General features: G+C 71.9%; 26 protein-coding genes. 16 read left to right on the plus strand and 10 right to left on the minus strand.

Annotation, left to right across the window (positions count from 1 at the left end; all coding sequences use genetic code 11):
* The first annotated feature begins 55 nt into the window (after window positions 1–55).
* Window positions 56–1,426 (plus strand): amidase, encoded by a 1,371-nt coding sequence (locus AB0C16_RS22595; RefSeq protein ID WP_357685862.1) that lies wholly within the window; start codon window positions 56–58, stop codon window positions 1,424–1,426.
* Here the strand turns inward: AB0C16_RS22595 and AB0C16_RS22600 are convergent.
* Window positions 1,423–1,932 carry a hypothetical protein gene (locus AB0C16_RS22600; RefSeq protein WP_357685863.1) on the minus strand — a complete coding sequence of 170 codons (510 nt, stop codon included), beginning with the start codon at window positions 1,930–1,932 and terminating at the stop codon, window positions 1,423–1,425. The genes AB0C16_RS22595 and AB0C16_RS22600 overlap by 4 nt on opposite strands.
* A 64-nt stretch (window positions 1,933–1,996) precedes the next feature.
* On the opposite strand from AB0C16_RS22600, the gene murA reads away from it, so the two are divergent.
* The gene (gene murA / locus AB0C16_RS22605) at window positions 1,997–3,307 is read left to right on the plus strand and encodes a UDP-N-acetylglucosamine 1-carboxyvinyltransferase (RefSeq protein ID WP_357685864.1); all 1,311 of its coding nucleotides are present in this window, start codon (window positions 1,997–1,999) and stop codon (window positions 3,305–3,307) included.
* Between the two features lie 52 nt (window positions 3,308–3,359).
* Window positions 3,360–5,621 (plus strand): transglycosylase domain-containing protein, encoded by a 2,262-nt coding sequence (locus tag AB0C16_RS22610; RefSeq protein ID WP_357685865.1) that lies wholly within the window; start codon window positions 3,360–3,362, stop codon window positions 5,619–5,621.
* A gap of 216 nt (window positions 5,622–5,837) precedes the next feature.
* Here the strand turns inward: AB0C16_RS22610 and ybaK are convergent, their stop codons facing one another.
* Both ybaK and AB0C16_RS22620 read right to left on the minus strand, forming a co-directional pair.
* Entirely contained in the window at window positions 5,838–6,329 is a 492-nt protein-coding gene (ybaK, locus tag AB0C16_RS22615) for a Cys-tRNA(Pro) deacylase (RefSeq protein ID WP_357685866.1), read from the minus strand.
* 44 nt (window positions 6,330–6,373) lie between these two features.
* Window positions 6,374–7,279, minus strand: coding sequence for a helix-turn-helix transcriptional regulator (locus AB0C16_RS22620; protein ID WP_357685867.1), 906 nt, complete (start codon window positions 7,277–7,279; stop codon window positions 6,374–6,376).
* Window positions 7,280–7,332: 53 nt separating this feature from the next.
* Here AB0C16_RS22620 and AB0C16_RS22625 point away from each other — a divergent pair, with 53 nt between their 5' ends.
* Entirely contained in the window at window positions 7,333–8,472 is a 1,140-nt protein-coding gene (locus AB0C16_RS22625) for an MFS transporter (RefSeq protein WP_357685868.1), read from the plus strand.
* 99 nt (window positions 8,473–8,571) lie between these two features.
* Here the strand turns inward: AB0C16_RS22625 and AB0C16_RS22630 are convergent, their stop codons facing one another.
* Window positions 8,572–9,051, minus strand: coding sequence for a nucleoside deaminase (locus tag AB0C16_RS22630; RefSeq protein WP_357685869.1), 480 nt, complete (start codon window positions 9,049–9,051; stop codon window positions 8,572–8,574).
* 122 nt (window positions 9,052–9,173) lie between these two features.
* On the opposite strand from AB0C16_RS22630, the gene hisD reads away from it, so the two are divergent.
* Genes hisD through hisF form a run of 9 tightly spaced genes read left to right on the plus strand, consistent with a single transcriptional unit; the run spans window position 9,174 to window position 15,216 of the window.
* Window positions 9,174–10,481 carry a histidinol dehydrogenase gene (gene hisD, locus AB0C16_RS22635; protein ID WP_357685870.1) on the plus strand — a complete coding sequence of 436 codons (1,308 nt, stop codon included), beginning with the start codon at window positions 9,174–9,176 and terminating at the stop codon, window positions 10,479–10,481.
* A 47-nt stretch (window positions 10,482–10,528) separates the two neighbouring features.
* On the plus strand, window positions 10,529–11,599 hold the full coding sequence (locus AB0C16_RS22640) for a histidinol-phosphate transaminase (protein WP_357685906.1): 1,071 nt from the start codon (window positions 10,529–10,531) through the stop codon (window positions 11,597–11,599).
* Entirely contained in the window at window positions 11,596–12,189 is a 594-nt protein-coding gene (hisB, locus tag AB0C16_RS22645; protein ID WP_357685871.1) for an imidazoleglycerol-phosphate dehydratase HisB, read from the plus strand. The genes AB0C16_RS22640 and hisB overlap by 4 nt, the downstream gene beginning before the upstream one ends.
* Entirely contained in the window at window positions 12,186–12,341 is a 156-nt protein-coding gene (locus AB0C16_RS22650; protein WP_357685872.1) for a hypothetical protein, read from the plus strand. The genes hisB and AB0C16_RS22650 overlap by 4 nt, the downstream gene beginning before the upstream one ends.
* Window positions 12,335–12,967 carry an imidazole glycerol phosphate synthase subunit HisH gene (hisH, locus tag AB0C16_RS22655; RefSeq protein WP_357685873.1) on the plus strand — a complete coding sequence of 211 codons (633 nt, stop codon included), beginning with the start codon at window positions 12,335–12,337 and terminating at the stop codon, window positions 12,965–12,967. Before AB0C16_RS22650 ends, hisH begins: the two co-directional genes overlap by 7 nt.
* A gap of 22 nt (window positions 12,968–12,989) precedes the next feature.
* A complete protein-coding gene (locus AB0C16_RS22660) occupies window positions 12,990–13,319 on the plus strand; it encodes a hypothetical protein (protein WP_357685874.1) in 330 nt (109 codons plus the stop codon).
* Window positions 13,319–14,038, plus strand: a complete 720-nt coding sequence (gene priA / locus AB0C16_RS22665; RefSeq protein WP_357685875.1) for a bifunctional 1-(5-phosphoribosyl)-5-((5-phosphoribosylamino)methylideneamino)imidazole-4-carboxamide isomerase/phosphoribosylanthranilate isomerase PriA — start codon at window positions 13,319–13,321, stop codon at window positions 14,036–14,038. Before AB0C16_RS22660 ends, priA begins: the two co-directional genes overlap by 1 nt.
* A 24-nt stretch (window positions 14,039–14,062) precedes the next feature.
* A complete protein-coding gene (locus AB0C16_RS22670; protein WP_357685876.1) occupies window positions 14,063–14,458 on the plus strand; it encodes a Rid family hydrolase in 396 nt (131 codons plus the stop codon).
* On the plus strand, window positions 14,455–15,216 hold the full coding sequence (gene hisF, locus AB0C16_RS22675) for an imidazole glycerol phosphate synthase subunit HisF (protein ID WP_357685877.1): 762 nt from the start codon (window positions 14,455–14,457) through the stop codon (window positions 15,214–15,216). Before AB0C16_RS22670 ends, hisF begins: the two co-directional genes overlap by 4 nt.
* A 209-nt stretch (window positions 15,217–15,425) precedes the next feature.
* On the opposite strand, the gene AB0C16_RS22680 is transcribed toward hisF, so the two are convergent.
* The 3 genes from AB0C16_RS22680 to AB0C16_RS22690 all read right to left on the minus strand — a co-directional run bounded on the left by AB0C16_RS22680 (window position 15,426) and on the right by AB0C16_RS22690 (window position 19,502).
* Window positions 15,426–16,787, minus strand: coding sequence for a glutamine synthetase family protein (locus tag AB0C16_RS22680; protein ID WP_357685878.1), 1,362 nt, complete (start codon window positions 16,785–16,787; stop codon window positions 15,426–15,428).
* Window positions 16,788–16,848: 61 nt separating this feature from the next.
* The gene (locus AB0C16_RS22685; protein ID WP_189126612.1) at window positions 16,849–17,010 is read right to left on the minus strand and encodes a hypothetical protein; all 162 of its coding nucleotides are present in this window, start codon (window positions 17,008–17,010) and stop codon (window positions 16,849–16,851) included.
* Window positions 17,011–17,315: 305 nt separating this feature from the next.
* Window positions 17,316–19,502, minus strand: a complete 2,187-nt coding sequence (locus tag AB0C16_RS22690) for an MMPL family transporter (RefSeq protein ID WP_357685879.1) — start codon at window positions 19,500–19,502, stop codon at window positions 17,316–17,318.
* 251 nt (window positions 19,503–19,753) lie between these two features.
* Between AB0C16_RS22690 and AB0C16_RS22695 the strand changes: the two genes are divergently transcribed.
* Window positions 19,754–20,368: a helix-turn-helix domain-containing protein gene (locus AB0C16_RS22695; RefSeq protein ID WP_357685880.1), complete on the plus strand. Its 615-nt coding sequence runs from the start codon at window positions 19,754–19,756 to the stop codon at window positions 20,366–20,368.
* 48 nt (window positions 20,369–20,416) lie between these two features.
* On the opposite strand, the gene AB0C16_RS22700 is transcribed toward AB0C16_RS22695, so the two are convergent.
* Window positions 20,417–21,046: a TIGR03085 family metal-binding protein gene (locus AB0C16_RS22700; protein ID WP_357685881.1), complete on the minus strand. Its 630-nt coding sequence runs from the start codon at window positions 21,044–21,046 to the stop codon at window positions 20,417–20,419.
* Window positions 21,047–21,163: 117 nt separating this feature from the next.
* On the opposite strand from AB0C16_RS22700, the gene AB0C16_RS22705 reads away from it, so the two are divergent.
* Entirely contained in the window at window positions 21,164–22,945 is a 1,782-nt protein-coding gene (locus AB0C16_RS22705) for an ABC transporter ATP-binding protein (protein WP_357685907.1), read from the plus strand.
* Window positions 22,942–24,726 carry an ABC transporter ATP-binding protein gene (locus AB0C16_RS22710; RefSeq protein WP_357685882.1) on the plus strand — a complete coding sequence of 595 codons (1,785 nt, stop codon included), beginning with the start codon at window positions 22,942–22,944 and terminating at the stop codon, window positions 24,724–24,726. The genes AB0C16_RS22705 and AB0C16_RS22710 overlap by 4 nt, the downstream gene beginning before the upstream one ends.
* Window positions 24,727–24,737: 11 nt before the next feature.
* On the opposite strand, the gene AB0C16_RS22715 is transcribed toward AB0C16_RS22710, so the two are convergent.
* Together AB0C16_RS22715 and AB0C16_RS22720 are read right to left on the minus strand one after the other, a co-directional pair.
* Window positions 24,738–25,127, minus strand: coding sequence for an ATP-binding protein (locus tag AB0C16_RS22715; protein WP_357685883.1), 390 nt, complete (start codon window positions 25,125–25,127; stop codon window positions 24,738–24,740).
* A 51-nt stretch (window positions 25,128–25,178) separates the two neighbouring features.
* Complete coding sequence (locus AB0C16_RS22720) at window positions 25,179–25,559, minus strand: MEDS domain-containing protein (protein ID WP_357685884.1); 381 nt, start codon at window positions 25,557–25,559, stop codon at window positions 25,179–25,181.
* Between the last annotated feature and the right edge of the window lie 17 nt (window positions 25,560–25,576).

Genomic DNA, 25,576 nt, shown 5'->3' on the forward strand with positions numbered 1-25,576 from the left:
GACCTGGCAACCCTCGCCATCGTCCGGGGCCGAGCCGGTGGGGGAGGATGGGCATGTGAGCGAGCTTTGCTACCTGACCGCCGCCGAGATGGCCCGCCTCGTCAGGACCCGGCAGATCAGCGCCGTCGAGTTGACGCAGGCGCATCTCGACCGGATCGAGCAGGTCAATCCGCGGGTCAACGCGATCGTGACGCTGGTCGCCGAGCAGGCGCTCGACGCCGCCAAGGCCGCCGACGCGCGCGAGCCCGACGGGCCGCTGCACGGGGTCCCGGTGGCGCACAAGGATCTGGCCAGCACGGCGGGCATCCGCACCACGTACGGGTCGCCGCTCTACTCCGGCAACGTCCCCGACAAGGACGACCTGATCGTCGAGCGGCTCAGGCGAGCCGGGGCCATCACCGTGGGCAAGACCAACACCCCCGAGTTCGGCACCGGGTCCCACACGGTCAACGAGGTGTTCGGGGCCACCCGCAACCCCTACGACCTGTCCAGGTCCGCCGGAGGCAGCAGCGGCGGGGCGGCGGCGGCCCTGGCGGCCGGCATGGTGCCGCTGGCCGACGGCTCCGACATGGGCGGCTCCCTGCGCAATCCGGCCTCGTTCTGCAACGTGGCCGGGCTCCGGCCGACCCCCGGGCGGGTGCCCGCGCCGTCCGAGATCGCCGCCTGGTACACCTTGTCCGTGCCGGGGCCGATGGCCAGGACCGTCGGAGACCTGACCCTGATGCTGGAGGCCGTCGCCGGCTTCGACCCGCGATCCCCCTACTCGATCACGGAGGGCTTCAGCCCCGATCCCGAGCGGGGCGTCGCGGGGCTGCGGGTGGCCTGGAGCCCCGATCTCGGCGGGCTGCCGGTGGACCCCGAGACCGCGGCCGTGACGGCGACCGCGCCCGGCGTGTTCGAACGGCTGGGCGCGCGCGTCGAGCAGGTCGACCTCGACCTGTCCGACGCCGACGACGCCTTCCGCGTCTACCGCGCCTGGTTCTACGCCCTGTCCTTCGGTGAGCTGAACGGCCTCGGGCCCAACACCGCCTGGAACGTCGAGCAGGGACGCCGGGTCACCGGGGCCGACCTGGCCCGGGCCGAGCGGCTGCGCAGCGGCCTCTACCAGCGGATGGCCGCCTTCTTCGACACCTACGACGTCCTGATCGCGCCGGTCAGCCAGGTGCCGCCGTTCCCGGTCGAGCAGCCGCACGTCAGCGAGATCAACGGGGTGCGGCTGCCCGACTACCTGTCGTGGATGCGCTCCGCCTACTGGATCAGCGTCCTGCACGCGCCCGCCGCCTCGGTCCCGGCCGGGTTCACGCCGTCGGGGCTGCCGGTCGGGGTGCAGATCGTCGGCCGGCCGTTCGCCGACGCCAGGGTGCTGCGCGTGGCCCACGCGTTCGAACAGGCCACCCGGTACGGCGAGCGCCGCCCGCCCCTCTAGCCGATCCCATATGGCTTGCGCAGCGGCGACTCGCGGTAGCCGTTCATGCCCTCCAGCAGCCCGAAGAAGCCGACCGCGCAGAGCGGCCAGGTCACCCGCACGCCGGAGGCGGTCAGCGCCAGTACGCCGGGCACGATCGTGACCCCGGGCTGCCCCGCCGCCTCGACGGTGACCACGCCCAGCGTGAACGTCGAACCCACCCAGAACGTGACGAAAGAGCCGAGCACCCCGCCCGCGCAGAGCCCCAGCAGCACGGCCAGTTGGTGGCGCCGGCCGAGATACCAGCCCACCGCCCCGCAGACCAGCCCGAGCCCGCCGGTGATCACCGCGAACCAGCCGTCGGCGGCGATCAGCGCCTGCGTGGACGGGTCGGCCAGCACCAGCCCCCGCTCCGTGATCTGGTAGGGCACGCGGGGAGACAGCCACGACCAGAGCAGTCCGGCGAGCACGGCCGCCGCGGCGAGGGCGAGGACGGTCACCGCGAACGGCCGCACATGCCTCGCCACGCCACTCTCCTTCACCGTCCGCGTCAGGATCAGCTTGATGGTATCTCCCGGTTAGGCTCGCTTCGTGATTCAAGAAGAGGTCTGGCTGATCGAACCCTCCGGCCCGCTCCGGGGAGACGTCGAAGTCCGCGGCTCCAAGAACGCCGTGTCCAAGCACATGGTGGCCGCCATGCTGGGCAGCGGCGAGAGCAGCATCCACAACGTCCCCGAGGTGGGAGAGGTGGGCATCACGGCGGAGATGCTGAAGGCGCTGGGCATCAACGTCGAGATCACCAGGAAGGAGATCCGCATCGAGCAGGGCCCGGAGATCCTGCCGCGCGTGCCCGACGCGTTCACCGGCCTGAACCGCATCCCGATCCTGATGCTCGGCCCCCTGCTGCATCTGGCGGGCGAGGCGTTCGTGCCGCTGGTCGGCGGCGACCCCATCGGGCGGCGGCCGGTGAACTTCCACGTCGAGGCGCTGCGCGCGATGGGCGCCGAGGTGGAGATCGGCGACACCGGCATCTACGCCAAGGCCAAGCGGCTGAACGGCACCAGGCTGGAGCTGCCCTACCCGAGCGTCGGCGCCACCGAGACGATCCTGATGTCCGCGGTGCTGGCCGAGGGCAAGACGGTGGTGAAGAACGCCGCGATGGAGCCCGAGGTGGTGGAGCTGGCGCTGTTCCTGCAGCGGATGGGCGCCCGGATCGAGCTGTCACCCGACCGCAGGATCGTGATCGAGGGCGTCGAACGGCTGCGCGGCGCGTCCACCTGGCTGGCGGGCGACCGCATCGAGGCGTTCTCCTACCTGGTCGCGGGCCTGATCACCGGCGGCGAGGTGCGGGTGCACGGCTGCCCGCAGGACCGGCTGGTCACCGCGATCACCACGCTGGCCAGGATGGGCGCCCAGTTCGCCATCAACGACGAGTACCTGTGCGCCACGGCCCCGCCCGAGGGACTGCGCGCGGCCGCCGTGCAGACCGACACCCATCCCGGGTTCATGACCGACTGGCAGACGCCGCTCATGGTGCTGTTCACGCAGAGCCAGGGCATGTCGGTGCTGCACGAGACGGTCTTCGAGAACCGCCTGGTGTACGTGCCCGCGCTGCAGAAGATGGGCTGCGAGATCGAGGTGTTCGACCAGTGCCTGGGCGGCCCCGCCTGCCGCTACCACGACACCAACGCCAAGCACTCCGCGGTGGTGCGCGGCGTCTCTCGGCTGAGGGGCGCCGACGTCACGCTGCCCGACATCAGGGCGGGGTTCTCGGCCGTGCTGGCCGCGGCGGTGGCCGACGACGTTTCCACGTTGCGTGGCGTACACCACATCGAACGCGGGTATCACCGCCCGTTCGAGCAGTTCGCGTTGCTTGGTCTGAACATCCGTCGAGAACGGTAAAGGAGTCGGCACTGGGCGTTTACCGGTGATCTGCCGGTCGCAGATCACCTGAGTGAGTGTGCTCAGATCCATCGGCGGGCTCGGCGTGGCGGGGGCCCTCTGCGGGGTGCTCGCGGCGGCAATGGCCGCGCCAGCGGTGAGCGGGGCGGGCATCGCCGCCAAGAGCGTCGCGGACGTCTTCGTCGACCTGCCGCCCGCCCCGCGTGAGGAACCACTGGCCCAGGTCACCCGGCTGCGGGACCGGACCGGCAAGACGTTCGCCCAGTTCTACGAGGCCAACCGGACGACGGTGACGCTGTCGAAGGTGGCGCCCGTGATGCGCCGGGCGATCGTGGCCATCGAGGACGCCCGCTTCTACGAGCACGGCGGCCTCGACGTCAAGGGCACGTTCCGGGCGCTGCTCACCAACACCCAGGCCGGCGGCATCAGGCAGGGCGGCTCCTCGCTCACCCAGCAGCTGGTGAAGAACATCCTGGTCGAAAGCGCCCACACGGAGGAGGAGCGCGACCGGGCACGGGCCCCCAGCGTGGGCCGCAAGATCACCGAGCTGCGGCTGGCGCTGGCCCTGGAGAAGAAATACACCAAAGACCAGATCCTGGAGAAGTACCTCAACATCGCCTACTTCGGCGCGGGCGCGCACGGCGTCGAGGCCGCCGCCAGGCGCTTCTTCTCCACCACGGCCGCCGACCTGACCCTGACCCAGGCGGCCACCCTCGCCGGCGCCGTCCGCATGCCGTACTCCACCGACCCCTCGCTGGGCAAGGCCAAGCAGGCACGGCTGAAGGAACGACGGGACATCGTGCTCGACCGGATGTCCGGTCTGGGACTGATCAGCCACCGGGAGGCCGAGACCGCCAAGCGGAGCAGGCTCGACATCAAGCTCCGGCCGGAGCCGGGAGGGTGCGGCCAGAGCCTCTACCCCTTCTACTGCCTGTACGTGCAGCGTGAACTGCTCACTAACCCGGTGTTCGGCAACACCGCGGCCGAGCGGCGGACCAGGATGGCCAGGGGCGGGCTGGTGATCAGGACCAGCCTCGACCCGGTGGCGCAGCGGGCCGCCGAGGACGCGATCCGCCGGCGGGTCCATCCCGAGGACACCGAGGTGGCCGCCGAGGCCATGGTCTCCCCGAACACCGGGCGGATCAGGGCGATGGCGGCCAGCAAGGAATTCGGCCGCAACCCGGGCGACCGGAAGAACGGGCCCAAGACGACGTTCAACCTGGCGGCGGACGTGGCGCACGGCGGCGGCATGGGCTTCCAGGCGGGCTCCACGTTCAAGGCGTTCACGCTGGCCACCGCGCTGAAGCAGGGGTGGAGGTTCGGCCAGGGCTTCCAGACGCCCGGCTCGCTGGTGCCGTCGCAGGGCTACCGCGACTGCGGCGGGCGGCCCGTCAACGACCCGCGGGCGACCGTCTACAACGCCGGCGGCGAGGGCAGCGGCGGCCCGCACAGCCTGTCGACCGGCACCTGGAAATCGGTGAACATCTTCTACATGATGCTGGAGCGCAAGGTCGGCCTCTGCAACGTGGTCAAAACCGCCAAGGCGCTCGGCATCACCCGGGCCGACGGCAAGCCGCTGCGCGAGGTGCCGACGTTCACGCTGGGGATCAACGAGATGGACCCGGTGACGGTGGCGGCGGCGTTCGCCACGTTCGCGGCCAGGGGAAAGTACTGCCGCCCGCTGGCCATCGTGGAGATCGTCGGCCGGGACGGCGTGCGCACGCGGGTGCCGCCCGCCTGCGAGCAGGTCCTCGACCCGGAGGTCGCCGACGCCGTCAACTACGTCCTGTCCGGGGTGTTCACCCAGGGCACCATGCGCGGCCAGAGCATCGGCCGGCCGGCGGCGGGCAAGACCGGCACCAACAACGGCTACACCTCGGCCTGGTTCGCCGGCTACACCCCGGACCTGGCGGCAGCCGTGAGCATGGGCGACATCCGGGGCTCCTACCGGTTCCCGTTGCAGAACGTGCAGATCGGCGACGACTACTACGGCTCGGTGCAGGGGGCGTCGCTGCCGGGGCCGATCTGGGTGGACTCCATGCAGGCGGCGCTGCGCAACACTCCGGCGCGCGGATTCCCCGGCCCCGACATGGGCCGCTTCGGCGGTGGCTTCACTCCCGGGCTGAAGGAGGCCGAGGAGGCGGAGAAGCGCCGGGAGGCCGGCATCGGCCACGCGGGCGCCCGCCGTCGCGACTGGTTCGAGCGCTGGTTGAGGCACCGGCGCGGCAACCACGCCGGCTGGCGCCCCCCGCACCGCTTCCCGGACGGACGCCGCCTCCCGCGCTCCCCGCGCGACGACCGCCCTCCACGCTGACCGGTCACTCCCTGAACGCGCCGCGGCCCGTCGCGGATCGCGGCGCACCCGCGTCCCGCCAGAGTCGGCTCCTGCCCGCAGGGCGGCGTCATCGCCGTGCGGGACAGCGTCTGCTTGCGGGCGGCGTCATCGCCGCGCGGGGTCAGCGCTTGCCCGCAGGGTGGCGTCATCGCCCGTGGGTCAGCGTCTGCTTGCGGGCGGCGTCATCGCCGCGGGTCAGTGTTTGCCGATGGGGGCGGTGACGGCTCGGGTCAGGGCGACGAGGTTGGCCGGGGCGGTCTCGATCTGCAGCCCGCGCCGACCGGCCGAGAAGTAGATCGTGTCGAACTCCAGCGCGGACGAGTCGACCACGGTCGGCAGCGCCTTGCGCTGGCCGAGCGGGCTGATGCCGCCGACCACGTAGCCGGTCACCCGCTCCACCCTGGCCGCGTCGGCCATCGCGGCCCGCTTGCCGCCCAGCGCCGCGGCCAGCGCCTTGAGGTCGAGCTTGCCCGCCACCGGCACGACGGCCACGGCGAGCCCGCTCTCCACCTCGGCCACCAGCGTCTTGAAGATCCTCTCGTACGGCACGCCGAGCGCGTCGGCGGCCTCCTCGCCGTAGGCCTGGGCGCCGGCGTCATGCTCGTAGGGGTGGAGCGTGAACGCGGCCTTGGCCTTGGTCAGCGCCACCGTGGCCGGAGTGCCCCCCTGGGCCTTCGCCTTGCTCACGTCGTCGATCCCTTCCGAAGTCCGAGGGCGGCATTGTAGCGAATCTACAATGTAAAGGCCTTGCCCGGGGTGTACCCCAGCGCCCGCCGGAACGCGTCGATGAACGCGCTGGCCGAGGCCCAGCCGCAGCGATGCGCCACGGTCGTCACCGCGGTGCCGTCGGCGAGCAGGAGCAGCGCGTGGTGCAGCCGCAACTGCGTGCGCCACTGCGGGAAGCTCATGCCGAGCTCGCCGCGGCAGAGCCTGGCCAGCGTCCGGGCGCTGGTGCCCGCGGCCGCGCCCAACTGGGCGAGCGTGCGGCCGTCGGCCGGGTCGTCGTGCAGGATCGCACAGACGGCCGCCAGCCGGGGGTCACTGGCCGTGGGCAGGTGGAACGGCTGCTCGGGGGAGTGGCGGAGCTGGTCGAGCAGCACCGCCCGCAGCCGCCCCCGCTCACCCCCACCGCCGGCCCCGGACCCGCTGGCCCCGGACCCGCCGAGTTCGGGTCGGCTGGGCTCGGGTCCGCCAGGCTCGGACCTGTCGGCCTCGGACCCGTCGAGCCCGGTTCTGCCGGGCTCGGTTCTGCCGGGCTCGGGTCCGCCGGGCTCGGGTCTGCCGGTGCCGGTGGCGCCGGAGTGGTCGGTGTAGGCGATGATCAGCTCCCGCAGCAGCGGGCCGACGGCCAGCACGGCGGGCCGGGCCAGGCCGAGGGGGTCGTCGGTGACGGGCAGCCCCACCAGGCGCAGGTCGGTGCGGCCGTGGGCGCGGTGCTCGTGCACGGTCCCCGCCGGGATCCAGATCGCCCGGTTGGCCGGGGCGACCCAGGTGCCGGCGCCGGTGGTGACCGAGACCATGCCCCGGCAGGCGTAGATGATCTGGTGGGTGTCGTGCCGGTGGGCGTCGATCCCCGTGCCCGGAGCCAGGGGCCGTCGTCCCGTGGGCGCCTCCGGCAGGTGGCGGATTACCGTCATAGATTGGCATTTTATCGGAAGCAGGCCAGGTGGCCGGCGGTGACGATCGAACCGTGAAGGTGAACAGGGTCGTCATGCTGGCCATCGGCCACGGGAGCGTGGACGTCTACCAGGGCGCGGTGCCCGCTCTCGTGCCGTTCCTGGTGCTGGAGCGCGGTTACGGATACGTGGCGGCGTCCGGAGTCGTGCTGGCTGCCACGCTGCTGTCCTCGGTCGTCCAGCCGGTGTTCGGCGCGCTGACCGACAGGTGGCGGATGCCGTGGCTGATCCCGGTCAGCATGACGACGGCCGGCCTGGGGGTCGCGCTCAGCGGCGTCTCCGGCTCGTACGTGCTGACCTGGCTGGCCGTGGCCCTGTCGGGGCTGGGCGTGGCGGCGTACCACCCGGAGGCCGCGCGCCTGGCCCGCGTCGCCAGCGAGGGCAGCCACGTGCGGATGAGCTGGTTCTCCCTGGGCGGCACGCTCGGCTTCGCGAGCGCGCCCATCATCGTGACGCCGCTGCTGTCGCTGGGCGGGCTGGGCGCCTCGCCGCTTCTGGTGGTGCCGGCCCTGGCGGGCGCGCTGCTCACGCTGACCGTGATCCGCGCGCTGGCCGGACGCGAGGCCATGGGCCGCGCGGCGTCGCACGCCCCGGGGCGGGACGACTGGCCGTCGTTCATCCGCCTCACGCTGGTCATCGTCTTCCGGTCCGTCGTGTACGTGGGGCTGAGCGCGTTCATCGCCCTCTACCTGGGCGGTGGCGCGGCGGGCGCGGTGGCGCTGTTCGTGTTGTTCGCGGGCGGCGCCCTGGGCACCGTGCTCGGCGGGAAGCTGGCGGCCCGCTGGGGCCGGATCCGCACCATGCGGCTGGCGTACGCGGCCAGTGTCCCGGCCCTCGCCGGGATCGTGCTCGTGCCCGGCTACGCGGCCTACCTCTTCGTCGCGGCCACGTCGATCTTCCTGTACGCGCCCTTCTCCCTGCACGTGACGCTGGGCCAGGACTACCTGCCCCGCCGGGTGGGCACGGCCAGCGGGGTCACGCTCGGGCTGGCGGTCAGCGCGGGCGGCCTGACCAGCCCGCTGATCGGCGCGCTGGCGGAGGCCACCTCGCTGCGCCTGGCCCTGTCGGTCCTGGTCGTGTTCCCGGCCCTGGCCTGGCTGCTGTCGGGGACCCTGCGCGAGCCGGCCACCTCCCTCGTGTCGGGCCGGTCCTGACGCGCCGGTCCTGACGGGCCGGTTCTGTCGGGCCGGTTCTGTCGGGCCGGTCCTGATGGGCAGGTTGGCGGTTACGGTCTGGCGGTTACGGTTTGGCGGTCAGGACGCGCGGTGGAACCTGCGCAGGAGCTCCCGCACCTCGTCCGCGAGGCCGGGCACGGGCCCCGCCACCTCGACGCCCGGCACGACGTCGTTGATCGGCAGGGTCCGGACGGGAGGCGCCGGGACACCCAGCTCGGCCAGCCAGCCGGCCAGCTGCTCGGAGGAGCTCGCGTAGACGATGCGGCCGAGCCCCACCCAGCCGTGCGCGGCGGCGCACATCGGGCAGTGCTCGCCCGAGGTGTAGACGGTCGCGGCGGCCCGGTCTCCGGGACTCAGGTTGGCCGCCGCCCAGCGAGCCAGCGCGAACTCCGGATGCTGGGTTTGGTCGCCGGCGGCGACGTGGTTGTGGTCCTCGGCGAGCACGGTGCCGTCGGCGGCCACCAGCACCGATCCGAACGGCTCGTCGCCCGCGTCGAGCGCCGCGGCGGCCAACTCCACGCAGCGGCGCAGGTGCAGCAGGTCGTCGTCGGTCAGCATGGCGGCCTCCAAGGTGCGATCTTCCTCGCCATGCTAGCCCGGGGCCCCGGAGCTGCTGCGACTCGCGTGTCCGGATGGTGGACGGAACGGGATACACCCGGTGGACTCCGTAGACTGGTGGGGTGATTTCCCGTATTGACATGCGTGGTTCTCTGCCCGAAGACCTGCGCGACGTGCTGCCCCGCGCCGAGCTCGACGTCGAGGCCGCCCTGGAGAAGGTGCGTCCCATCTGCGAGGCCGTGCGCCATCGTGGGGCGGCAGCCGTACGGGAGCTGACCGCCAGGTTCGACGGGGTCGAGATCGAGCGCGCCCGGGTGCCCGAGCAGGCCGTCCGCGGAGCGCTCGACGCGCTGGCGCCCGAGGTCAGGGCGGCGCTCGAGGAGGCGATCCGGCGGGCCAGGCTGGTCCACCGCGACCAGCGGCGGGCCGACGTCACCACCCAGGTCGTCCCCGGCGGCACCGTCACCGAGCGGTGGGTGCCGGTCGAGCGCGTCGGGCTCTACGTGCCGGGCGGGCGCGCCGTCTATCCCTCCAGCGTGGTCATGAACGTCGTCCCCGCCCAGGAGGCCGGGGTCGAGTCGCTCGCCGTGACGAGCCCCGCGCAGAAGGAGCACGGCGGGCTGCCGCACCCCACGATCCTGGCCGCCTGCGCCCTGCTGGGCGTCGACGAGGTCTACTCCGTCGGCGGCGCCCAGGCGGTGGCCATGTTCGCCTACGGCACCGAGGAGTGCCGCGCGGCCACCATGGTCACCGGCCCCGGCAACATCTGGGTGGCCGCGGCCAAGCGGCTGCTCAAGGGCCGCATCGGCATCGACTCCGAGGCCGGGCCGACGGAGATCGCGATCCTGGCCGACGAGACGGCCGATCCGGTGCACGTGGCCGCCGACCTGATCAGCCAGGCAGAGCACGACGTGATCGCCGCCGCCGTGCTGGTGACCGACAGCGTGGAGCTGGCCGAGGCGGTGGAGAAGGAGCTGCCCGGCCAGGTCGGCGCGACCCGGCACGCCGCCCGCATCACCGAGGCGCTGGCCGGCCGCCAGTCGGGCATCGTGCTGGTCGACGGCATCGACGACGGGATCAAGGTGGTCAACGCGTACGCGGCCGAGCACCTGGAGATCCACACCGCCGACGCGGCGGAGGTGGCCGGGAGGATCCGCAACGCCGGTGCGATCTTCGTGGGCCCCTACGCCCCGGTCTCGCTCGGAGACTACCTTGCGGGCTCCAACCACGTGCTGCCCACGGGCGGCTGCGCCTGCCACTCCAGTGGCCTGTCGGTGCAGTCGTTCCTGCGCGGCATCCACGTCGTCGACTACACCCGTGAGGCGCTGGCGGGCGCGGCGGCGCACGTGTCGGTGCTGGCCGACGCCGAGGACCTGCCCGCGCACGGCGCCGCGGTCAGGGCCCGCTTCGACTGGCAGGTCCCCTCGTGACCGCGCCGGAAACGCCCGGGCCGGCCGACGCGACGAAGTGGGAGCGCATGAACCTGCACGACCTGCCGATCCGTGACGACCTCAGGGGCCTGACCCCGTACGGCGCCCCTCAGATCGACGTCCCGGTCAGGCTCAACACCAACGAAAACCCCTACCCGCCGTCCAAGGAGCTGGTCGACGACCTGGCCGAGGAGGTGCGGCGCGACGCGGCCGGGCTCAACCGCTATCCCGACAGGGAGGCCGAGGCGCTCCGCGCCGACCTGGCCGGCTATCTGGGCCACGGGCTGAGCGCCGCCCAGGTGTGGGCGGCCAACGGCTCCAACGAGGTCCTGCAGCAGATCCTGCAGGCCTTCGGCGGCTACGGCCGCACGGCGCTGGGGTTCGAGCCGTCCTACTCCATGCACCCGATCATCACCACCGGCACCAGCACCGAGTGGATCGGCGGCGTCCGCGAGGACGACTTCTCGCTAGACCCGGCCAAGGCGGCGGCCGCCGTCGAGGAGCACCGGCCCGACATCGTCTTCCTGACCTCTCCCAACAACCCCACCGGCACCGCCCTGCCGCTGGAGACCATCACCGGGGTGCTGGAGGCGGCCGGGGGCATGGTGGTGGTCGACGAGGCCTACGCCGAGTTCGCCCGGGAGGGCACGCCGTCCGCGCTCTCGCTCCTGCCGGAGCACCCGAGGCTGATCGTCACCCGGACGATGTCCAAGGCGTTCGCGATGGCCGGCACCCGGCTGGGCTACCTGGCCGCCCATCCGGCCGTGATCGAGGCGCTGCTGCTGGTGCGGCTGCCCTACCATCTGTCGACGCTGACGCAGGCGGCGGCACGGGTGGCGCTGCGGCACCGCGCCGAATTGCTCGGTACGGTGGACGAGCTGCGGCGCGAGCGCGACGCCACGGTGACGTGGCTGCGGGGCAAGGGTTTGACCGTCGCCGACTCCGACGCCAACTTCGTGCTGTTCGGGCGCTTTCCCGAGCGGCGCGCGGTCTGGGAGGGTCTGCTGGCGAGGGGTGTGCTCGTCCGCGAGGTCGGGCCGCCCGAATGGCTGCGAGTGTCGATCGGCACCGGCGAGGAGATGGCGGCGTTCCGCGCCGCGCTGGAGGGAGTTCTGTGAGTCGCGTAGGCCGCGTCGAGCGCGCAACGAAGGAGACGTCGGTCCTGGTCGAGGTGGGTCTCGACGGCACGGGCCGGGTCGACGTGTCGACGGGGGTCGGTTTCTTCGACCACATGCTGGCGCAGCTGGGCAAGCACGGGCTGTTCGACCTGACCGTCAAGACCGAGGGCGACCTGCACATCGACTCCCACCACACGATCGAGGACACCGCGCTCGCGCTGGGTGCGGCGTTCCGTGAGGCGTTGGGCGATAAGTCGGGCATCAGGCGGTTCGGTAGCGCGTCGTGCCCGCTCGACGAGTCGCTCGCCCAGGTGACCGTCGACCTGTCGGGGCGGCCCTACCTCGTGCACACCGAGCCCGAGGGCATGGCGCCGATGATCGGTCCCGAATACGACACGACCATGACGCGCCACATCCTCGAGTCGTTCGTCGCGCAGGCGGCGGTCTGCCTGCACGTCAGCGTCCCGTACGGCCGCAACGCGCATCACATCGTCGAGGCCCAGTTCAAGGCGCTGGCCCGGGCGCTGCGCGAGGCTTCCGAGCTCGACCCGCGCGCCACGGGTGTGCCGAGCACCAAGGGAGTCCTATGAGCGAGAACGCGATCGCCATCGCGATGGTCTTCGTCGGGCTCTTCCTGATCGGCGGCGTGTTCTCGCTGGCCAAGCAAGGGCTCAAGATCGGCGCCGTCATCTGCGCGGTCGGCGCGGCGATGGCGATCACGGCGGGGGTGATGTGGTGGTGAAGCGCGTCGTCGTCCTCGACTACGGATCCGGCAACCTGCGCTCGGCGGAGCGCGCCCTGGCCAGGGCGGGCGCCGACGTGACCGTCACCTCCGACTTCGACGCCGCGATGGACGCCGAGGGGCTGGTCGTGCCGGGTGTGGGCGCCTTCGAGGCGTGCATGGGGGGCCTGCGGGCCGTCCTCGGTGAGCGGATCATCGGCAGGCGGCTCGCCGGCGGCCGTCCGGTGCTCGGCATCTGCGTCGGCATGCAGATCCTGTTCGCCCGGGGTGTCGAGCACGGCGTGGAGACCGAGGGCTGCGGCGAGTGGCCGGGCACGGTCGAGCGGCTCGACGCGCCGGTGCTTCCGCACATGGGGTGGAACACCGTCAAGGCCCCGGAGGGCAGCGTGCTGTTCGACGGGCTCGACGCCGCGACGCGCTTCTACTTCGTCCACTCCTACGGCGTGCGCGACTGGGAGCTGCGGCCGGACGACGGTTTCGCCGAGCCGCTGGTCACCTGGGCCGAGCACGGGGTGCCGTTCGTGGCCGCCGTGGAGAACGGCCCGCTCATGGCCACCCAGTTCCACCCCGAGAAGTCCGGCGACGCCGGTGCGGTGCTGCTGCGCAACTGGCTCGGCACGCTGTGACCCGCCCTCGACGCGAGCTCCGGTGAGCAAGGAGCGGGCGCGCCGCCGGGCCGAGCGTGAGGCGCGGCGGGAGCACGCGATGCGGCTCAACGAGCGACGGCAGGCCCGCGCGGCCCGGCGGCGCGCCCGCCGTGGCCGGCTCGTCCCGCGCCCGGTGCGGGTGGCCCGGCAGGGCGGCCTGCTCGCCCGCCGCCGCCGCGCGCGAAACGTCGTGGTGTTGCTCGGTTTCCTGCTCGTCCAGGCGCTGGTGTGGCTGATCTGGGGATCGGCCTTCCTGAGCTTCGGCGTCCTCGTCTTCTCCCTGCTCCTGGCACCTGTCCTGGTGACCCTCGCTTTCGACCGGAGGATCTGATGTCGCTCGTATTGCTGCCCGCCGTCGACGTGGTGGACGGCCAGGCCGTACGCCTCGTCCAGGGGGAGGCCGGAACCGAGACCGGCTACGGCGAGCCGTTGGCCGCCGCGCTGGCCTGGCAGGAGGCGGGGGCGGAGTGGATCCATCTGGTCGACCTCGACGCGGCCTTCGGGCGCGGTTCCAACCGGGAGCTGGTCACCGAGATGATCGGCCGGCTCGACGTCAACGTGGAGCTGTCCGGCGGCATCCGCGACGACGCCTCCCTGGCGGCGGCCCTTGACACCGGCTGCCGCCGGGTGAACATCGGCACGGCGGCGCTGGAGAACCCCGACTGGTGCCGGAAGATCATCGCCGAGCACGGCGACAAGATCGCGGTCGGCCTCGACGTGCGTGGCACGACGCTGGCCGCCCGGGGCTGGACCGAAGAGCGCGGCGACCTGTGGGAGGTGCTGGAGCGGCTCGAGGCCGACGGTTGCCCTCGCTACGTGGTCACCGACGTCACCAAGGACGGCACGCTGCGCGGGCCCAACCTCGACCTGTTGCGGCAGGTCTGCGCCCGCACCGACAAGCCCGTCGTCGCCAGCGGCGGCGTAGCCTCCCTCGATGACCTGCGAGCACTGGCTTCTCTCGTTCCGGTCGGAGTGGAGGGGGCCATCGTGGGAAAGGCCCTCTACACCCAAGCCTTCACGCTGGAGAGCGCGCTGGTCGCGGTGGGTTGAGAGAGAGGGGGCGTGCTGGGCGGCATGAGCATGGAGAGCACCGGTTCCAGGGTTTTCTCAGGTGGCATCTGGGAGGAGAAGTACGGCTATGCCCGCGCCGTGGTCGTAGGCGGCCGGGTCATCGTGTCGGGCTGCACCGCCACGGTCGACGGCGAGGTCAGATCCGTGGAAGACCCCTACCAGCAGAGTGTGACCGCGCTGGCCATCGCGCTCGAGGCGGTCGAGCGGGGCGGCCTCACCCGCGAGGACGTGGTCATGGTCCGCTACTACGTGGTGGAGCACCGTCACTTCGACCTGGTGGGCAAGGCTATCGCTGAGGTGTTCGGGCACGTCCGGCCGGCGTGCACCGGTGTACGGGTGGCCGGGCTGGTCGACCCGAGGATGCTGGTCGAGATCGAGATTGAGGCATTGCGAGCATGACGGTGGCTGTGAGGGTGATCCCGTGCCTGGATGTGGACGCGGGACGGGTGGTCAAGGGCGTCAACTTCGCCAACCTGCGCGACGCGGGTGATCCCGTCGAGCTGGCCAGGCGCTACGACGCCGAAGGCGCCGACGAGCTCACCTTCCTCGACATCACCGCGTCGTCGGGTGAGCGGGAGACCATGCTCGACGTGGTGCGCAGGACCGCCGAGCAGGTGTTCATCCCGCTCACCGTGGGCGGCGGCGTCCGCTCGGTCGACGACGTCAACCGGCTGCTGCGGGCGGGCGCCGACAAGGTGTCGCTCAACACGGCCGCCATCGCGCGGCCCGAGCTGCTCACCGAGGCGTCGCGGCGCTTCGGTGCGCAGTGCGTGGTGTTGTCGGTGGACGCGCGCCGGGCTCAGGGCACCGAGAGCGGCTTCGAGGTGACCACCCACGGCGGCCGGCGCGGCACCGGCATCGACGCGGTGGAGTGGGCGGCCCGCGGTGAGGAACTGGGCGTCGGCGAGATCCTGCTCAATTCGATGGACGGTGACGGCACGCTCGACGGCTACGACCTGGAGATGCTCCGCGCGGTCCGGGCCGTGGTGCGGGTGCCGGTGATCGCCAGCGGTGGGGCGGGGCGGCTGGAGGACTTCCCGCCCGCGATCGAGGCGGGCGCCGACGCCGTGCTGGCGGCGTCGGTGTTCCACTTCGGCACCCTGAAGATCGGCGACGTCAAGGAGACGCTGCGCCACGCTGGCTACCCGGTCCGCTAGGAGCCCGAGACGGCCGCCGTTCGCCCGCGACGCGGCGGTCACCAGCGCGGCGGTCGCGTTCGGGCCGGTCGTCCGGTCCGGCGGTCGCTCGCCCGACGATCGTCTTCGCGGCGGTCGTCGGCGTGGAGGAAGCCCGGGAGGCTCGGCGCAGCCAGGCGTCAGAAGACCCGCATGTGGTGGAAGCCCGGGAGGCTCGGCGGGGCCGGGCGTCAGAAGATCCGCATGTGGTGGAAGCACTCGTAGGCGACGTCCTTGGCCGCGAACGCGGCGGCCTCGGACCGCTTCACGGCCAGGTAGGCGGCGCGCCTCAGCGGGCCGAGCGCCTCCATGAGCAGCTCGTCGGCCTCCAGCGCGTCGAGGGCCTCGTCCAGTGAGGCGGGCAGCCGCGCGTAGCGGCCGGGCCGGGTGTCGGGGTCGACGTCGACCGCCTCGCCCGGGTCGAGCTTGCGGCGCAGCCCGTCGAGACCGGCGTGGATGACCGCGCCCAGCGACAGGTAGGGGTTGGCCGAGGAGTCCGACGGTTTCAGCTCCAGGTTGGGCTCCCCGCTCTCACCCAGCGGCGAGCAGATCCGGACCGCCGCCTCCCGGTTGTCGGGGCCGTGCACGGCGTAGGCGCCGGCCCAGGAGCGGGGCGCCAGCCGCCGGAAGCCGTTGACGCTGCCGCAGGTGAGCGCGGTCAGGGCGGGCAGGTGGGCGAGCAACCCGCCGATGAAGCACTCGAGCTCGCCGTCACCGCCGGCGAACACGTTCCGTGTGTCGCGCCACAGCGACAGGTGCAGGTGGGCCCCGTTGCCCGCCTGGTCGGGCAGCGGTTTGGGAGCGAGCGAGGCCCACATCGACATGCGCAGCGCCACGCCCCGCACGGTCTCGCGGTAGAGGACGTGGTTGTCGGCGGCCCGCAGCGCCGGCGCGTGCCGTATGGACAGCTCCTGCTGGCCGGCCCCGAGCTCGGGATGGTAGTGCTCGACCCGCAGCCCCTGGGTCTCCAGCGCGTGGATGAGCTTGATCGTGTAGTCGTGGGCCGTGTCGAAGCCGGAGTTCGCGTAGCAGAGGCTGTCGTCGATCGGCACCAGCCGGTCGGGGCCGCCGGAGGGGTCGGGCAGGCGGCGGCCGAGCGTGAACTCCGGCTCGAACGCGGCCACCAGGGTGTAGCCGTCGCCCGCCAGCGTGGCGATCGCGTCCTTGAGGAAGGTGCGGGGGCACGCGTCCCAGGGGGCGCCGTCGAGAGTGCGCAGGTCGGACAGCATGGCGGCCGCGCCGGGAGCGTGGGGAAGGGGAACGTAGGTCGCCGGATCGGGGACGATGCGTACCTCGCCCACCGGACCCAGATGCTCGACCTCCTGCAACTGGTCGAGCATGTTCATCGCCATCATGGCCACCGTGTGCCCGATGCCCGTGTTGAGGCGTTCGGCCAGCCGCGACCTGGACGCCGCCTTGCCGCGAATGACACCACCGTGGTCGGCGTAGAGGAAGCGGATGAGCTCGATGCCTTCGAGCTCCGCTCGCTCGAGAATTCGCCGGACGTTGGGATCAGGCTGGTTGATCTTGGTGGCACTCGGACGATCTCTCATCCTGCCTGCGTAACACGATCCGGCAGCGCGGGGAAGCGTCTAACGCAGACAGAACCACACGTCAGGTCAGAACATTGGTAAAGAAGACGGCCAACTGGTTGGCACCTTGGACGATCCCGTTGAACACGCCGTTGACCGCGCTTGCGGCCTCTGCCGGCCGGGTGAACAGGTAGAAGACCACGAACGCCACGAGAACGTAGGTGATCACCTTCTTGACCTGCATGGGGGCCTCCTGCAGTCCATTCCCAGCCGTATATACCCGGATCTGGGCGATCACTGGCATCTTCTATGAAGATGTTCTTGATCCTAACCGGGGGGCATCTTTCTCACGCCATGGTAAGGCCAAGAGGTGGCGCTGAAGGGCCTTCCGTGCCGGGATTCTTGCGGCTGGCGCGGCCACCGCTGGCCGGGACCGGATGAGCCGGCCGTCCTGCTGAGGCCTTCCGGCGTCTCCCGGCCTCCGGCGTCTCCCGGCCTCCGGCGTCTCCCGGCCTCCGGCGTCTCCCGGCCTCCGGCGGGTCGCGGCGGTCACCGAGCGGGCGCCTCCGGCGCCGGCGCGGCGATGGCCTGACCGGGATCATGTCCGGTCTCGGAAGGCTCCATACGGGCGCGGGCGCGCGGCCACCGCCCCTCCTGGCCGGGAATCCACCAGGCGGCCCGGCGCAGGATGGCGAGCGTCGCGGGGGCGAGCACCAGCATGGCGACGAGCGCGTACATCGCGATGGCGGTGGCCAGCCCGAACCCGAAGAGATTGACCACCCGCTGGTCGTTGAGGACGAAGCTGGCGAAGACCACCACCATCACCGAGGCGGCGGCGAGGATCACCCGGGAGGTCGCCGCCATGCCGTCGACGATCGCCCGGCGCCAGTCGCCCGTGCACCGGTACTCCTCGTGGATCCGGCTGAACAGGAATACCACGTAGTCGGTCGAAAGCCCGAACAGCACGGCGAAGAGCATGACCGGGGCGAATGACTCCACCGGACCCGGCTGCGCGCCGAGCAGCCAGGCGGGCCACCAGCCCCACTGGAAGACCGCGACGACCGGCCCATAAGCCGCGCCGACGGCCAGCAGGTTCATCGCGACCGCCACGACGGGGACCAGCACCGACCGGAACTCCACCAGGAGCAGGATCAGCGCGAGGCCCACCACGAGCAGCATGAACCAGCCCATCCGCTCCCCGAGCCTGGCTGCGAGGTCGATGCTCGTCGCGGTCGCGCCGCCGACGTGCGTCCGGGCCTCGGGAGCGGCCTGCGGCAGCACCTCGGAGCGGAGGCGGCGCACCAGGAGTTCGGTGGACTCGTCGTCGGGAGACCCGGTGGACACCACGGTCAGCACGGTGGTGCGGCCTTCCTGATCGAATCGCGGCGGCGTCACCTGCCGGACCCCGTCGGTCGTCATGATCGCTGAACGCAGCCGACCGGCGGACGCCTGGATCTGATCGGGTGAGGCACCGGGTGGGTATTCGGCGGTGACCAGCAGTGGGCCGGTCCAGCCCGGGCCGAAGCCGTCGCTCACGTGGTCGTAGGCATGCCTCTGGGTGGACGCCGGCGGCTGGGCGCCGCCGTCGGCCGTGCCGAGCCGCAGGGACGACAGCGGCATGGCGAGAACGACGAGCAGGCCGGTGCCGAGCACCACCGCGACCCAGCGGAACCGCTGGACGGTGAGAGCCCAGCGACGCCAGCCGCTTTCCGCACCGTCGTCGAAGCGCACCCTCCGGACGCGCAGCCGATCCAGGTTCCGCCCGAAAACGGCCAGTACGGCGGGCAGCAGTGTCACTGAGGCGAGCAAGGTCGCCGCCACGGCGATGGCGCTTGCCAGTCCGAGGGCGGAGACGAACGGGATGCCGATCAGGTAGAGGCTGAGAATGGCGACGATCACGGTCGTGCCCGCCACCAGGACCGCCCGGCCGGCCGTGGCCATCGCGCGGGTGATCGAGGTGGCGGGGTCGTGGCCGAGGGCGAGTCCTTCACGGTGCCGCGTCACCACGAGGAGGGCGTAGTCGATGCCCACACCCAGACCGATCATGGCCGCTACCACCGGCCCGGAGGTGCCGATCGTCACCCAGCCGGACAGCAGGGTGATCACCGCCAGTCCGACCCCGACCCCCATCAGTGCGGTGATGATCGGCACTATCATCGCGAACAGCGAGCCGAACGCGATCAGCAGGACGATCACCGCGGCGGCCAGGCCGAAAACCTCGCCGCCCGAGGGCCCCGACTCCGTCTGCACCACTGGGCCGCCGTAGGCGACCTCGACACCCAGGTCGCGTATCGGGTCGAGGGCTGTCTGCGCCTGCTCCACCGCCTCCTTCGGGATGTCCTTCGCGCGTGACGAGAACTGCACGGTGGCCATCGCCGTCCGGCCGTCGGGGGAGACCATCCGCGGTGTCTGCCCGTAGGGGGACCGGACCGCCGTGACCTCTGGGCCTCTTCGAACCTTCTCGAGCGCTGTCTCCGCCGTCCGTTGGATCTCCGGTGATGTCACTCCGGTCTCGCTGTGGATGACGACCTGCATGCCGTCGCCTGACATGTCGGGAAAACGTGCACGTAGCGTGTTGTAGGCGGCCTGAGAGTCCGCGCCCGAGAGGGTGAGGTCGTTGGTGAACGAACCCCCGTACGCACGGGCGCCTGCAAGCGCACCAAGGAGCAGGAGCACCCAGATGATCACCACGGACCATCGGTGACGTATCGAGAAGCCTCCGAGGGCAGCGAGCACAGCGAACCTCCTGATCGAACGACAGGTCGCACATATCCAAATCGAGACACGTGTCTAGCCATATGTTACGCATATGGCTAGACACGTGTCGCACGTTTGGCGGCAGAGGCGGGACGAGCGCGGCCACCGGAGAATCCGCGGCCGGGCGTCCGTGCGACGCCGGAGGGCGGCGGGTGCCTCCCCGCCGAACCGCTCGCGACCTGGCGTAGATTCGTGTCGAGCGCGATCGGACAACCCGCCCGGAGGATCAGATGGTCGTACGGCCTCCCGGCTTCGGCCGTACCCGAAACGACGAACGAGAGCGAGCTCGCGACCAGCTCGTCGACACGGCACTACGCCTTTTCGCGGAGCGTGGTTACGTGGGGGTGCGGGTGGAGGACATCGCGAAGGCGGCCGGCATCTCACGGGCGACCTTTTACAAGCACTTCTCCGAACGGGAGGAGATCCTCGCCGAGCTCTTCGCCCGGCTGCTGGGAGGGGAGCCGGTGTCTCCCCGGCCGGGCGCGGCCACCGAGGCGTTGCCGCGCATCCGGGAGCTGCTGACCGGTGCCGCGGCCCGAATGGTGGCCAGCGAACAGCTCGCCAGGTTCGTCTACACGCTGCCGATCCGGCACGCCGCACTACTGGGACAGGGGACCCGCCCACCCGTCCTCGAGGCGGTGGAACGCGTGGTCGAGGACGCAGCCGCGGTCGGCGCCCTGCGAACCGACGTCCCCCCCATGCTCATCACCGCGCACCTGGCGCGGACCTTTGAGGCCGCCATGCGCGACTGGGCGGAGGGCCGGGCCGGCGACGTCACCACGCACCTCAACCTGCTGCTCGACCTGGCGTTTCACGGCATCGCACGCGATCCGGCACCGACGTAGAGGCGACCGGCGCCCAACCTGGCCGCCATCCCAGGCGGCACTGGAGCGTCAGATGCCGAGTCGCGCGTTCTTCAGCCGGGCGATCGCGTCGGGATCGCCGCTGAACTCGACCCGGGCGTGCCCCTGCCGGCCGAAGCAGAAGAGCAGCAGCTCCGCCGCGGTGCCGGTGACCTCGACCTTGGGGCCGATCTGCGGCCCGCCGAGCGCCACGCCGCCGCCGAGGCGGTGCAGCACCACGCCCACGGGCGACCTGCGCAGCATCAGCCTGCCGCCGGCCGAGACCCGCTTCCACAGCAGCCGTTCGAGGTCGGGGGGCAGCTCGCGGGGCTCCCAGCCGGGCTGGGCGCGGCGGACGTCCTCGTGGTGGACGAACAGCTCCAGGGTGTTGACGGCCTCGTCCAGGAACGGCAGCAGGCCGTAGACGCCGCCGGGCTTGCGGACCAGGTCGACCAGCTCGGGGTAGGGGTGGCGGGCCTTCAGGCCGTCCTGCACCGAGGCGGTGTGACCGGCCAGCGGCTTGAGCGCGATGCCCGCCGCGGCGTCGGGCCTGCGCTCGCGCAACACGAGATGGGCGGCCAGATCGTAGGTCGTCCAGCCGTCGCAGAGAGTCGGGGCGTCTGGGCCGAGCCGATCGAACAGATCGCAGAGGGCGGCACGTTCGCCACGAGCGTGAGTCACGACGTCAACCCTACCTTTGGGAATAACGGCACGATCAGCCGTGATAGGCACTGATGTAGAAATCTGTAGCTACGGAAGGAAAACCAGCGAGTGGCGAGCAAGGTCACCACGGCCGTGATGCGTAAGGGGCTCCGTGTTCTCGGAGTGGCCGTCCGCACCGAGAAGGCGGTCTTCGCGGCCGCGGTCCTGGCCAGCGCGCTCTACGGCGGCATGACCGTGGCGTCCGCCTGGGCGCTCGGATGGGCCACCGAGAACGTCGTGCTGCCCGCTTTCGACCGGGGTGATGTCCCCGCGGGCGCGCTCTGGACGGGCGTGCTCCTCATCATGGGCGCCGCGCTGCTCAAGTCGATCGGCGTGGCCGGGCGGCGCATCCTCGCCGGCCTCCTGCAGTACCGCATGCAGGCCCGTTCCCGCCGCGAGGTCACCAAGCAGTACCTGCGGCTGCCGCTCGACTGGCACCACCGGCACCCCACCGGGCAGCTGCTGTCGAACGCCAGCGCCGACGCCGAGGCCGCCTGGGCGCCGCTCGCGCCGCTGCCGATGGCCGTCGGCGTGATCGTCATGCTGTTCACCGCGGCCATCGCGATGCTGATCGTCGATCCCGTGCTGGCCCTGGTCGGCTTCCTGATCTTTCCGGCCATCGCCGTGCTGAACCTGGTCTACCAGCGCAGGCTCAGCCCTCTCGCGACCCGCGCGCAGCAGCTGCGGGCGGAGGTCAGCGAGATCGCCCACGAGAGCTTCGACGGGGCGCTGGTCGTCAAGACCCTCGGGAGGGAGGCGCTGGAGACCGACCGTTTCCGGCGCCGCGCGCACGAGCTGCGCGACGCGAACATCGCGGTCGGACGGGTCCGCGGGCTGTTCGACCCGATGCTGGAGGCGCTGCCCACGCTCGGCGTGCTCGCGGTGCTCGCCGTCGGGGCGCTGCGGATGTCGACCGGCTCCATCGACTCGGGAGACCTGGTGCAGGTCGCCTACCTGTTCACGCTGCTCGCCTTCCCCATCAGGGCGCTCGGCTGGGTGCTGGCCGAGCTGCCGCGCAGCGTCGTCGGCTGGGAGCGGGTGCAGGCCGTGCTGGAGGCGCAGGGCTCGATGGAGTACGGCGAGGCGTCGCTGTCCCAGGCCGAGCCCGCCGAGCTCGAGGTGTCGGGGGTGTCCTACTCCTACGGAACGGGCGAGGTGCTGCGCGAGGTCACCTTCGAGGTGCGGCCCGGCCGTACGGTGGCGCTGGTCGGCCCGACCGGGTCGGGCAAGTCCACGCTGGTCCAGTTGCTCGCCCGGCTGGTCGACCCGGCGGCGGGCAGGGTGCTGCTCGACGGCGTCGACCTGCGCGAGCTGGCCTACGGCGGCGTCGCGGAGGCGGTGGCGCTGGTGCCGCAGCAGACGTTCCTGTTCGACGACACCGTGCGCGGCAACGTCGCGCTCGGCCTGCCCGTCGACGACGAGGAGGTGTGGGCGGCGCTGCGGCTGGCCCAGGCCGACGGGTTCGTCGGCAGGCTCGCCGGCGGGCTCGACACGCGCGTGGGGGAGCGCGGCGCGACGCTGTCCGGCGGGCAGCGCCAGCGGCTCGCGCTGGCCCGCGCCGTCGTGCGCAGGCCCCGGCTGCTCATCCTCGACGACGCCACCTCCAGCGTGGACCCCCAGGTCGAGGCCAAGATCCTGTACGGCCTGCGCGACGCGGCGGAGGCGTCGAGCGTGGTCGTCGTGGCGTACCGGATGGCCACGATCGCGCTGGCCGACGAGGTCGTCTACCTCGACCGGGGCCGGGTCGTCGACCGCGGCCCCCACGACGAGCTGCTGGGGCGCTGCCTCGGCTACCGCAACCTGGTCACCGCCTACGAGCGCGAGGAGGCCGAACGGGCCGCGGTCGAGGCCGAAGAGGAAGAAGGGGTCAGCGCGTGAGCGACGTCCAGAGCATCGGGGGCAGCGCCGAACGGTCGGCTCTGGCCACCGTCCGTCATGGGCTGTCGCTCACGCCGGAGTTCCGCAAGGGGCTCCTCGTCACCCTGGCGCTGGCCGTGGTCGCCACGGTCGGCAAGATCATCGTCCCGATCGCGGTGCAGCAGACGATCGACACCGGGTTCAAGGGATCCTCTCCCGACATCTCGTACATTTCGCGAGCGGTCCTGTTGTGTGCGGCGGCGGTGGTCCTGACGGCGTTCGCCGGATACCTCATGAACGTGCGCCTCTACAAGGCGACCGAGTCGTCACTGGCCACGCTGCGGGTGCGCGGCTTCCGCCACGTGCACGACCTGTCGGTGCTCACCCAGAACACCGAGCGCCGCGGCGCGCTGGTCTCCCGGGTCACCAACGACATCGACCAGATCAGCACGTTCATGCAGTGGGGCGGGCTGATGATCATCGTGGCCTTCGGCCAGCTGTTCGTGGCCAGCGTGCTGATGTTCGTCTACTCCTGGCAGCTCACGCTGCTGGTGTGGGTGTGCTTCCTGCCGCTCATGGTCGCGCTGCCGAAGTTTCAGCGCTGGCTGTCCAGCGCCTACACGACCGTACGCGAGCGCACCGGAGACATGCTCGCCGCGGTCAGCGAGTCCGTCGTGGGCGCGGCCGTCATCCGGGCCTACGCCTCCGAGCGGCGCACCGCCGAACGCGTCGACGCGGCCGTGGACGCCAACAAGGCCGCCCAGGTCAAGGCGCAGACCATCGTCGGGTTCGTCTTCCCGCTGACCGAGATCGTGGCCGCCGTCGCCCTGGCCGGCATCGTGGTGCTCGGCGTCCGGCTCGGCATGTCCGGCGACATCACGGCGGGCGAGCTCGTCGCGTTCCTCTTCCTCATCACCTTGTTCGTCTCGCCCATGCAGACCGCCACCGAGGTGCTCAACGAGGCCCAGAACGCGGTCGCGGGCTGGCGGCGCGTCCTCGGCGTGCTCGACACCCCGCCCGACGTCGCCGATCCGGGCCCCGACGGGCTGGAGTTGCCGCGCGGGCCCATCTCGGTGGCCTTCGAGGGCGTGCATTTCGCCTACCCGGGCGGCGTCCCCGTCCTGCACGAGGTGTCGCTGGAGATCCCGCCACGCTCGCGCGTCGCGGTCGTCGGCGAGACCGGATCGGGCAAGACCACCTTCGCCAAGCTGCTCACCCGCCTGATGGACCCGGTCTCGGGCCGCGTCACCGTCGACGGGCACGATCTGCGCGCCGTCCGCTTCTCCTCGCTGCGCGAGCGCATCGTGATGGTGCCGCAGGACGGCTTCCTGTTCGACGGCTCACTGGAGGAGAACATCAGGTACGGCAGGCCCTCCGCCGACCGCGACGAGATCCTGCTCGCGCTCACCGAACTCGGCCTGGCCGACTGGCTCGACGGCCTGCCCGCGGGCCTGGACACGCCGGTGGGCCAGCGCGGCGAGTCGCTGTCGGCGGGCGAACGGCAGCTGGTCGCGCTGGCCCGCGCCTACCTGGCCGACCCCGACCTGCTCCTGCTCGATGAGGCCACCTCGGCCGTGGACCCGGCCACGGAGGTGCGGCTCGCCAGGGCGCTGGAGGGCGTCACCCGCGGCCGCACCGCCGTCTCGATCGCCCACCGGCTGTCCACGGCGGAGAACGCGGACGAGGTGCTGGTGTTCGACAACGGCCGCCTCGTCCAGCGCGGGGCGCACGCGGACCTGGTGGCGCTGCCCGGGGTCTACGCCGACCTGCACGCCTCCTGGATCTCGGCCGCCCGCTCCTGACCCCCGGCGGCTCACCCCGTGGCCTGCTCGATCACGGCCGAGAAGGTCACACTGGTCCCGCCGGGCGACGACACGATCGTGACGTGGTCGCAGAGCATGCGGGTCAGCCACAGCCCCCTGCCGCCGGTGTCGTGACCGGAAGGCGGCCGGCTCGACCCCATCCAGCCCGGCGGCAGCCCGGGGCCGTGGTCGGTGACCTCGCACCACAAACGGCCCTGCTGAGCCCACAGCCGCAGCCGGCCGCTGCCCCCGCCGTGCAGCACCGCGTTGGTGATGATCTCGTTGACCGCGAGCACGAAGTCCTCCAGGCGCTTGCCCCGCAACCCCTCCCCGGCGGCGCAGGCGCTGATCGCGCGGCGCAGCACGGTGACCCGGCCGCGCGCGAAGGTCGCCGCGAGCAACTGCCTACACATCGCCGGCCCGGCGGACGGTGAGCAGCTCGTCGGCCCTGGTCAGGTCGAGCACGCGGGCCACGGCGTCGGCAGCGCGTGGAGGCCGCGCCGGCCCTGATCGCGGGCCCGCAGGCAGGCGGCGCTCAGCCCGTCGAGCACCCGCCCGGCATCGAGCCGGCCGCCGCTGAAACGGGTGTCGGCGCTCGCCACGACGGCGATCTGGCCCGCCGCCTCGGCCTCACGGAAGCCCGGCACGAGCGGCGCGAGCCAGCCGCGGGTCCACTCGGGGGAGTCGATGTGCGTGATGATCACGATCTTCGCGCCGCGGCGCAGGTTCATCGTGAACGCCCGGGTGGACGCCATCCGCTCACGCTCGCCGTCGAACGGCAGGCAGACGTGATCGCCCAGATCCGGATCGAGGACGGAACCCGCGACGTCCACTGCGATCCTCCCTCCGG

This window comes from Nonomuraea sp. NPDC048916, assembly GCF_040649575.1.
Classification (GTDB): domain Bacteria; phylum Actinomycetota; class Actinomycetes; order Streptosporangiales; family Streptosporangiaceae; genus Nonomuraea.

Excerpts from the sequence above, each read along its gene's own strand:
- AB0C16_RS22620 (WP_357685867.1), bottom strand. The coding sequence starts at position 7,279 with ATGACGGTAATCCGCCACCTGCCGGAGGCGCCCACGGGACGACGGCCC.
- AB0C16_RS22630 (WP_357685869.1), bottom strand. The coding sequence starts at position 9,051 with ATGCTGACCGACGACGACCTGCTGCACCTGCGCCGCTGCGTGGAGTTG.
- AB0C16_RS22640 (WP_357685906.1), top strand. The coding sequence starts at position 10,529 with ATGAACCTGCACGACCTGCCGATCCGTGACGACCTCAGGGGCCTGACC.
- AB0C16_RS22650 (WP_357685872.1), top strand. The coding sequence starts at position 12,186 with ATGAGCGAGAACGCGATCGCCATCGCGATGGTCTTCGTCGGGCTCTTC.
- priA (WP_357685875.1), top strand. The coding sequence starts at position 13,319 with ATGTCGCTCGTATTGCTGCCCGCCGTCGACGTGGTGGACGGCCAGGCC.
- AB0C16_RS22670 (WP_357685876.1), top strand. The coding sequence starts at position 14,063 with ATGAGCATGGAGAGCACCGGTTCCAGGGTTTTCTCAGGTGGCATCTGG.
- hisF (WP_357685877.1), top strand. The coding sequence starts at position 14,455 with ATGACGGTGGCTGTGAGGGTGATCCCGTGCCTGGATGTGGACGCGGGA.
- AB0C16_RS22680 (WP_357685878.1), bottom strand. The coding sequence starts at position 16,787 with ATGAGAGATCGTCCGAGTGCCACCAAGATCAACCAGCCTGATCCCAAC.
- AB0C16_RS22685 (WP_189126612.1), bottom strand. The coding sequence starts at position 17,010 with ATGCAGGTCAAGAAGGTGATCACCTACGTTCTCGTGGCGTTCGTGGTC.
- AB0C16_RS22695 (WP_357685880.1), top strand. The coding sequence starts at position 19,754 with ATGGTCGTACGGCCTCCCGGCTTCGGCCGTACCCGAAACGACGAACGA.
- AB0C16_RS22705 (WP_357685907.1), top strand. The coding sequence starts at position 21,164 with ATGCGTAAGGGGCTCCGTGTTCTCGGAGTGGCCGTCCGCACCGAGAAG.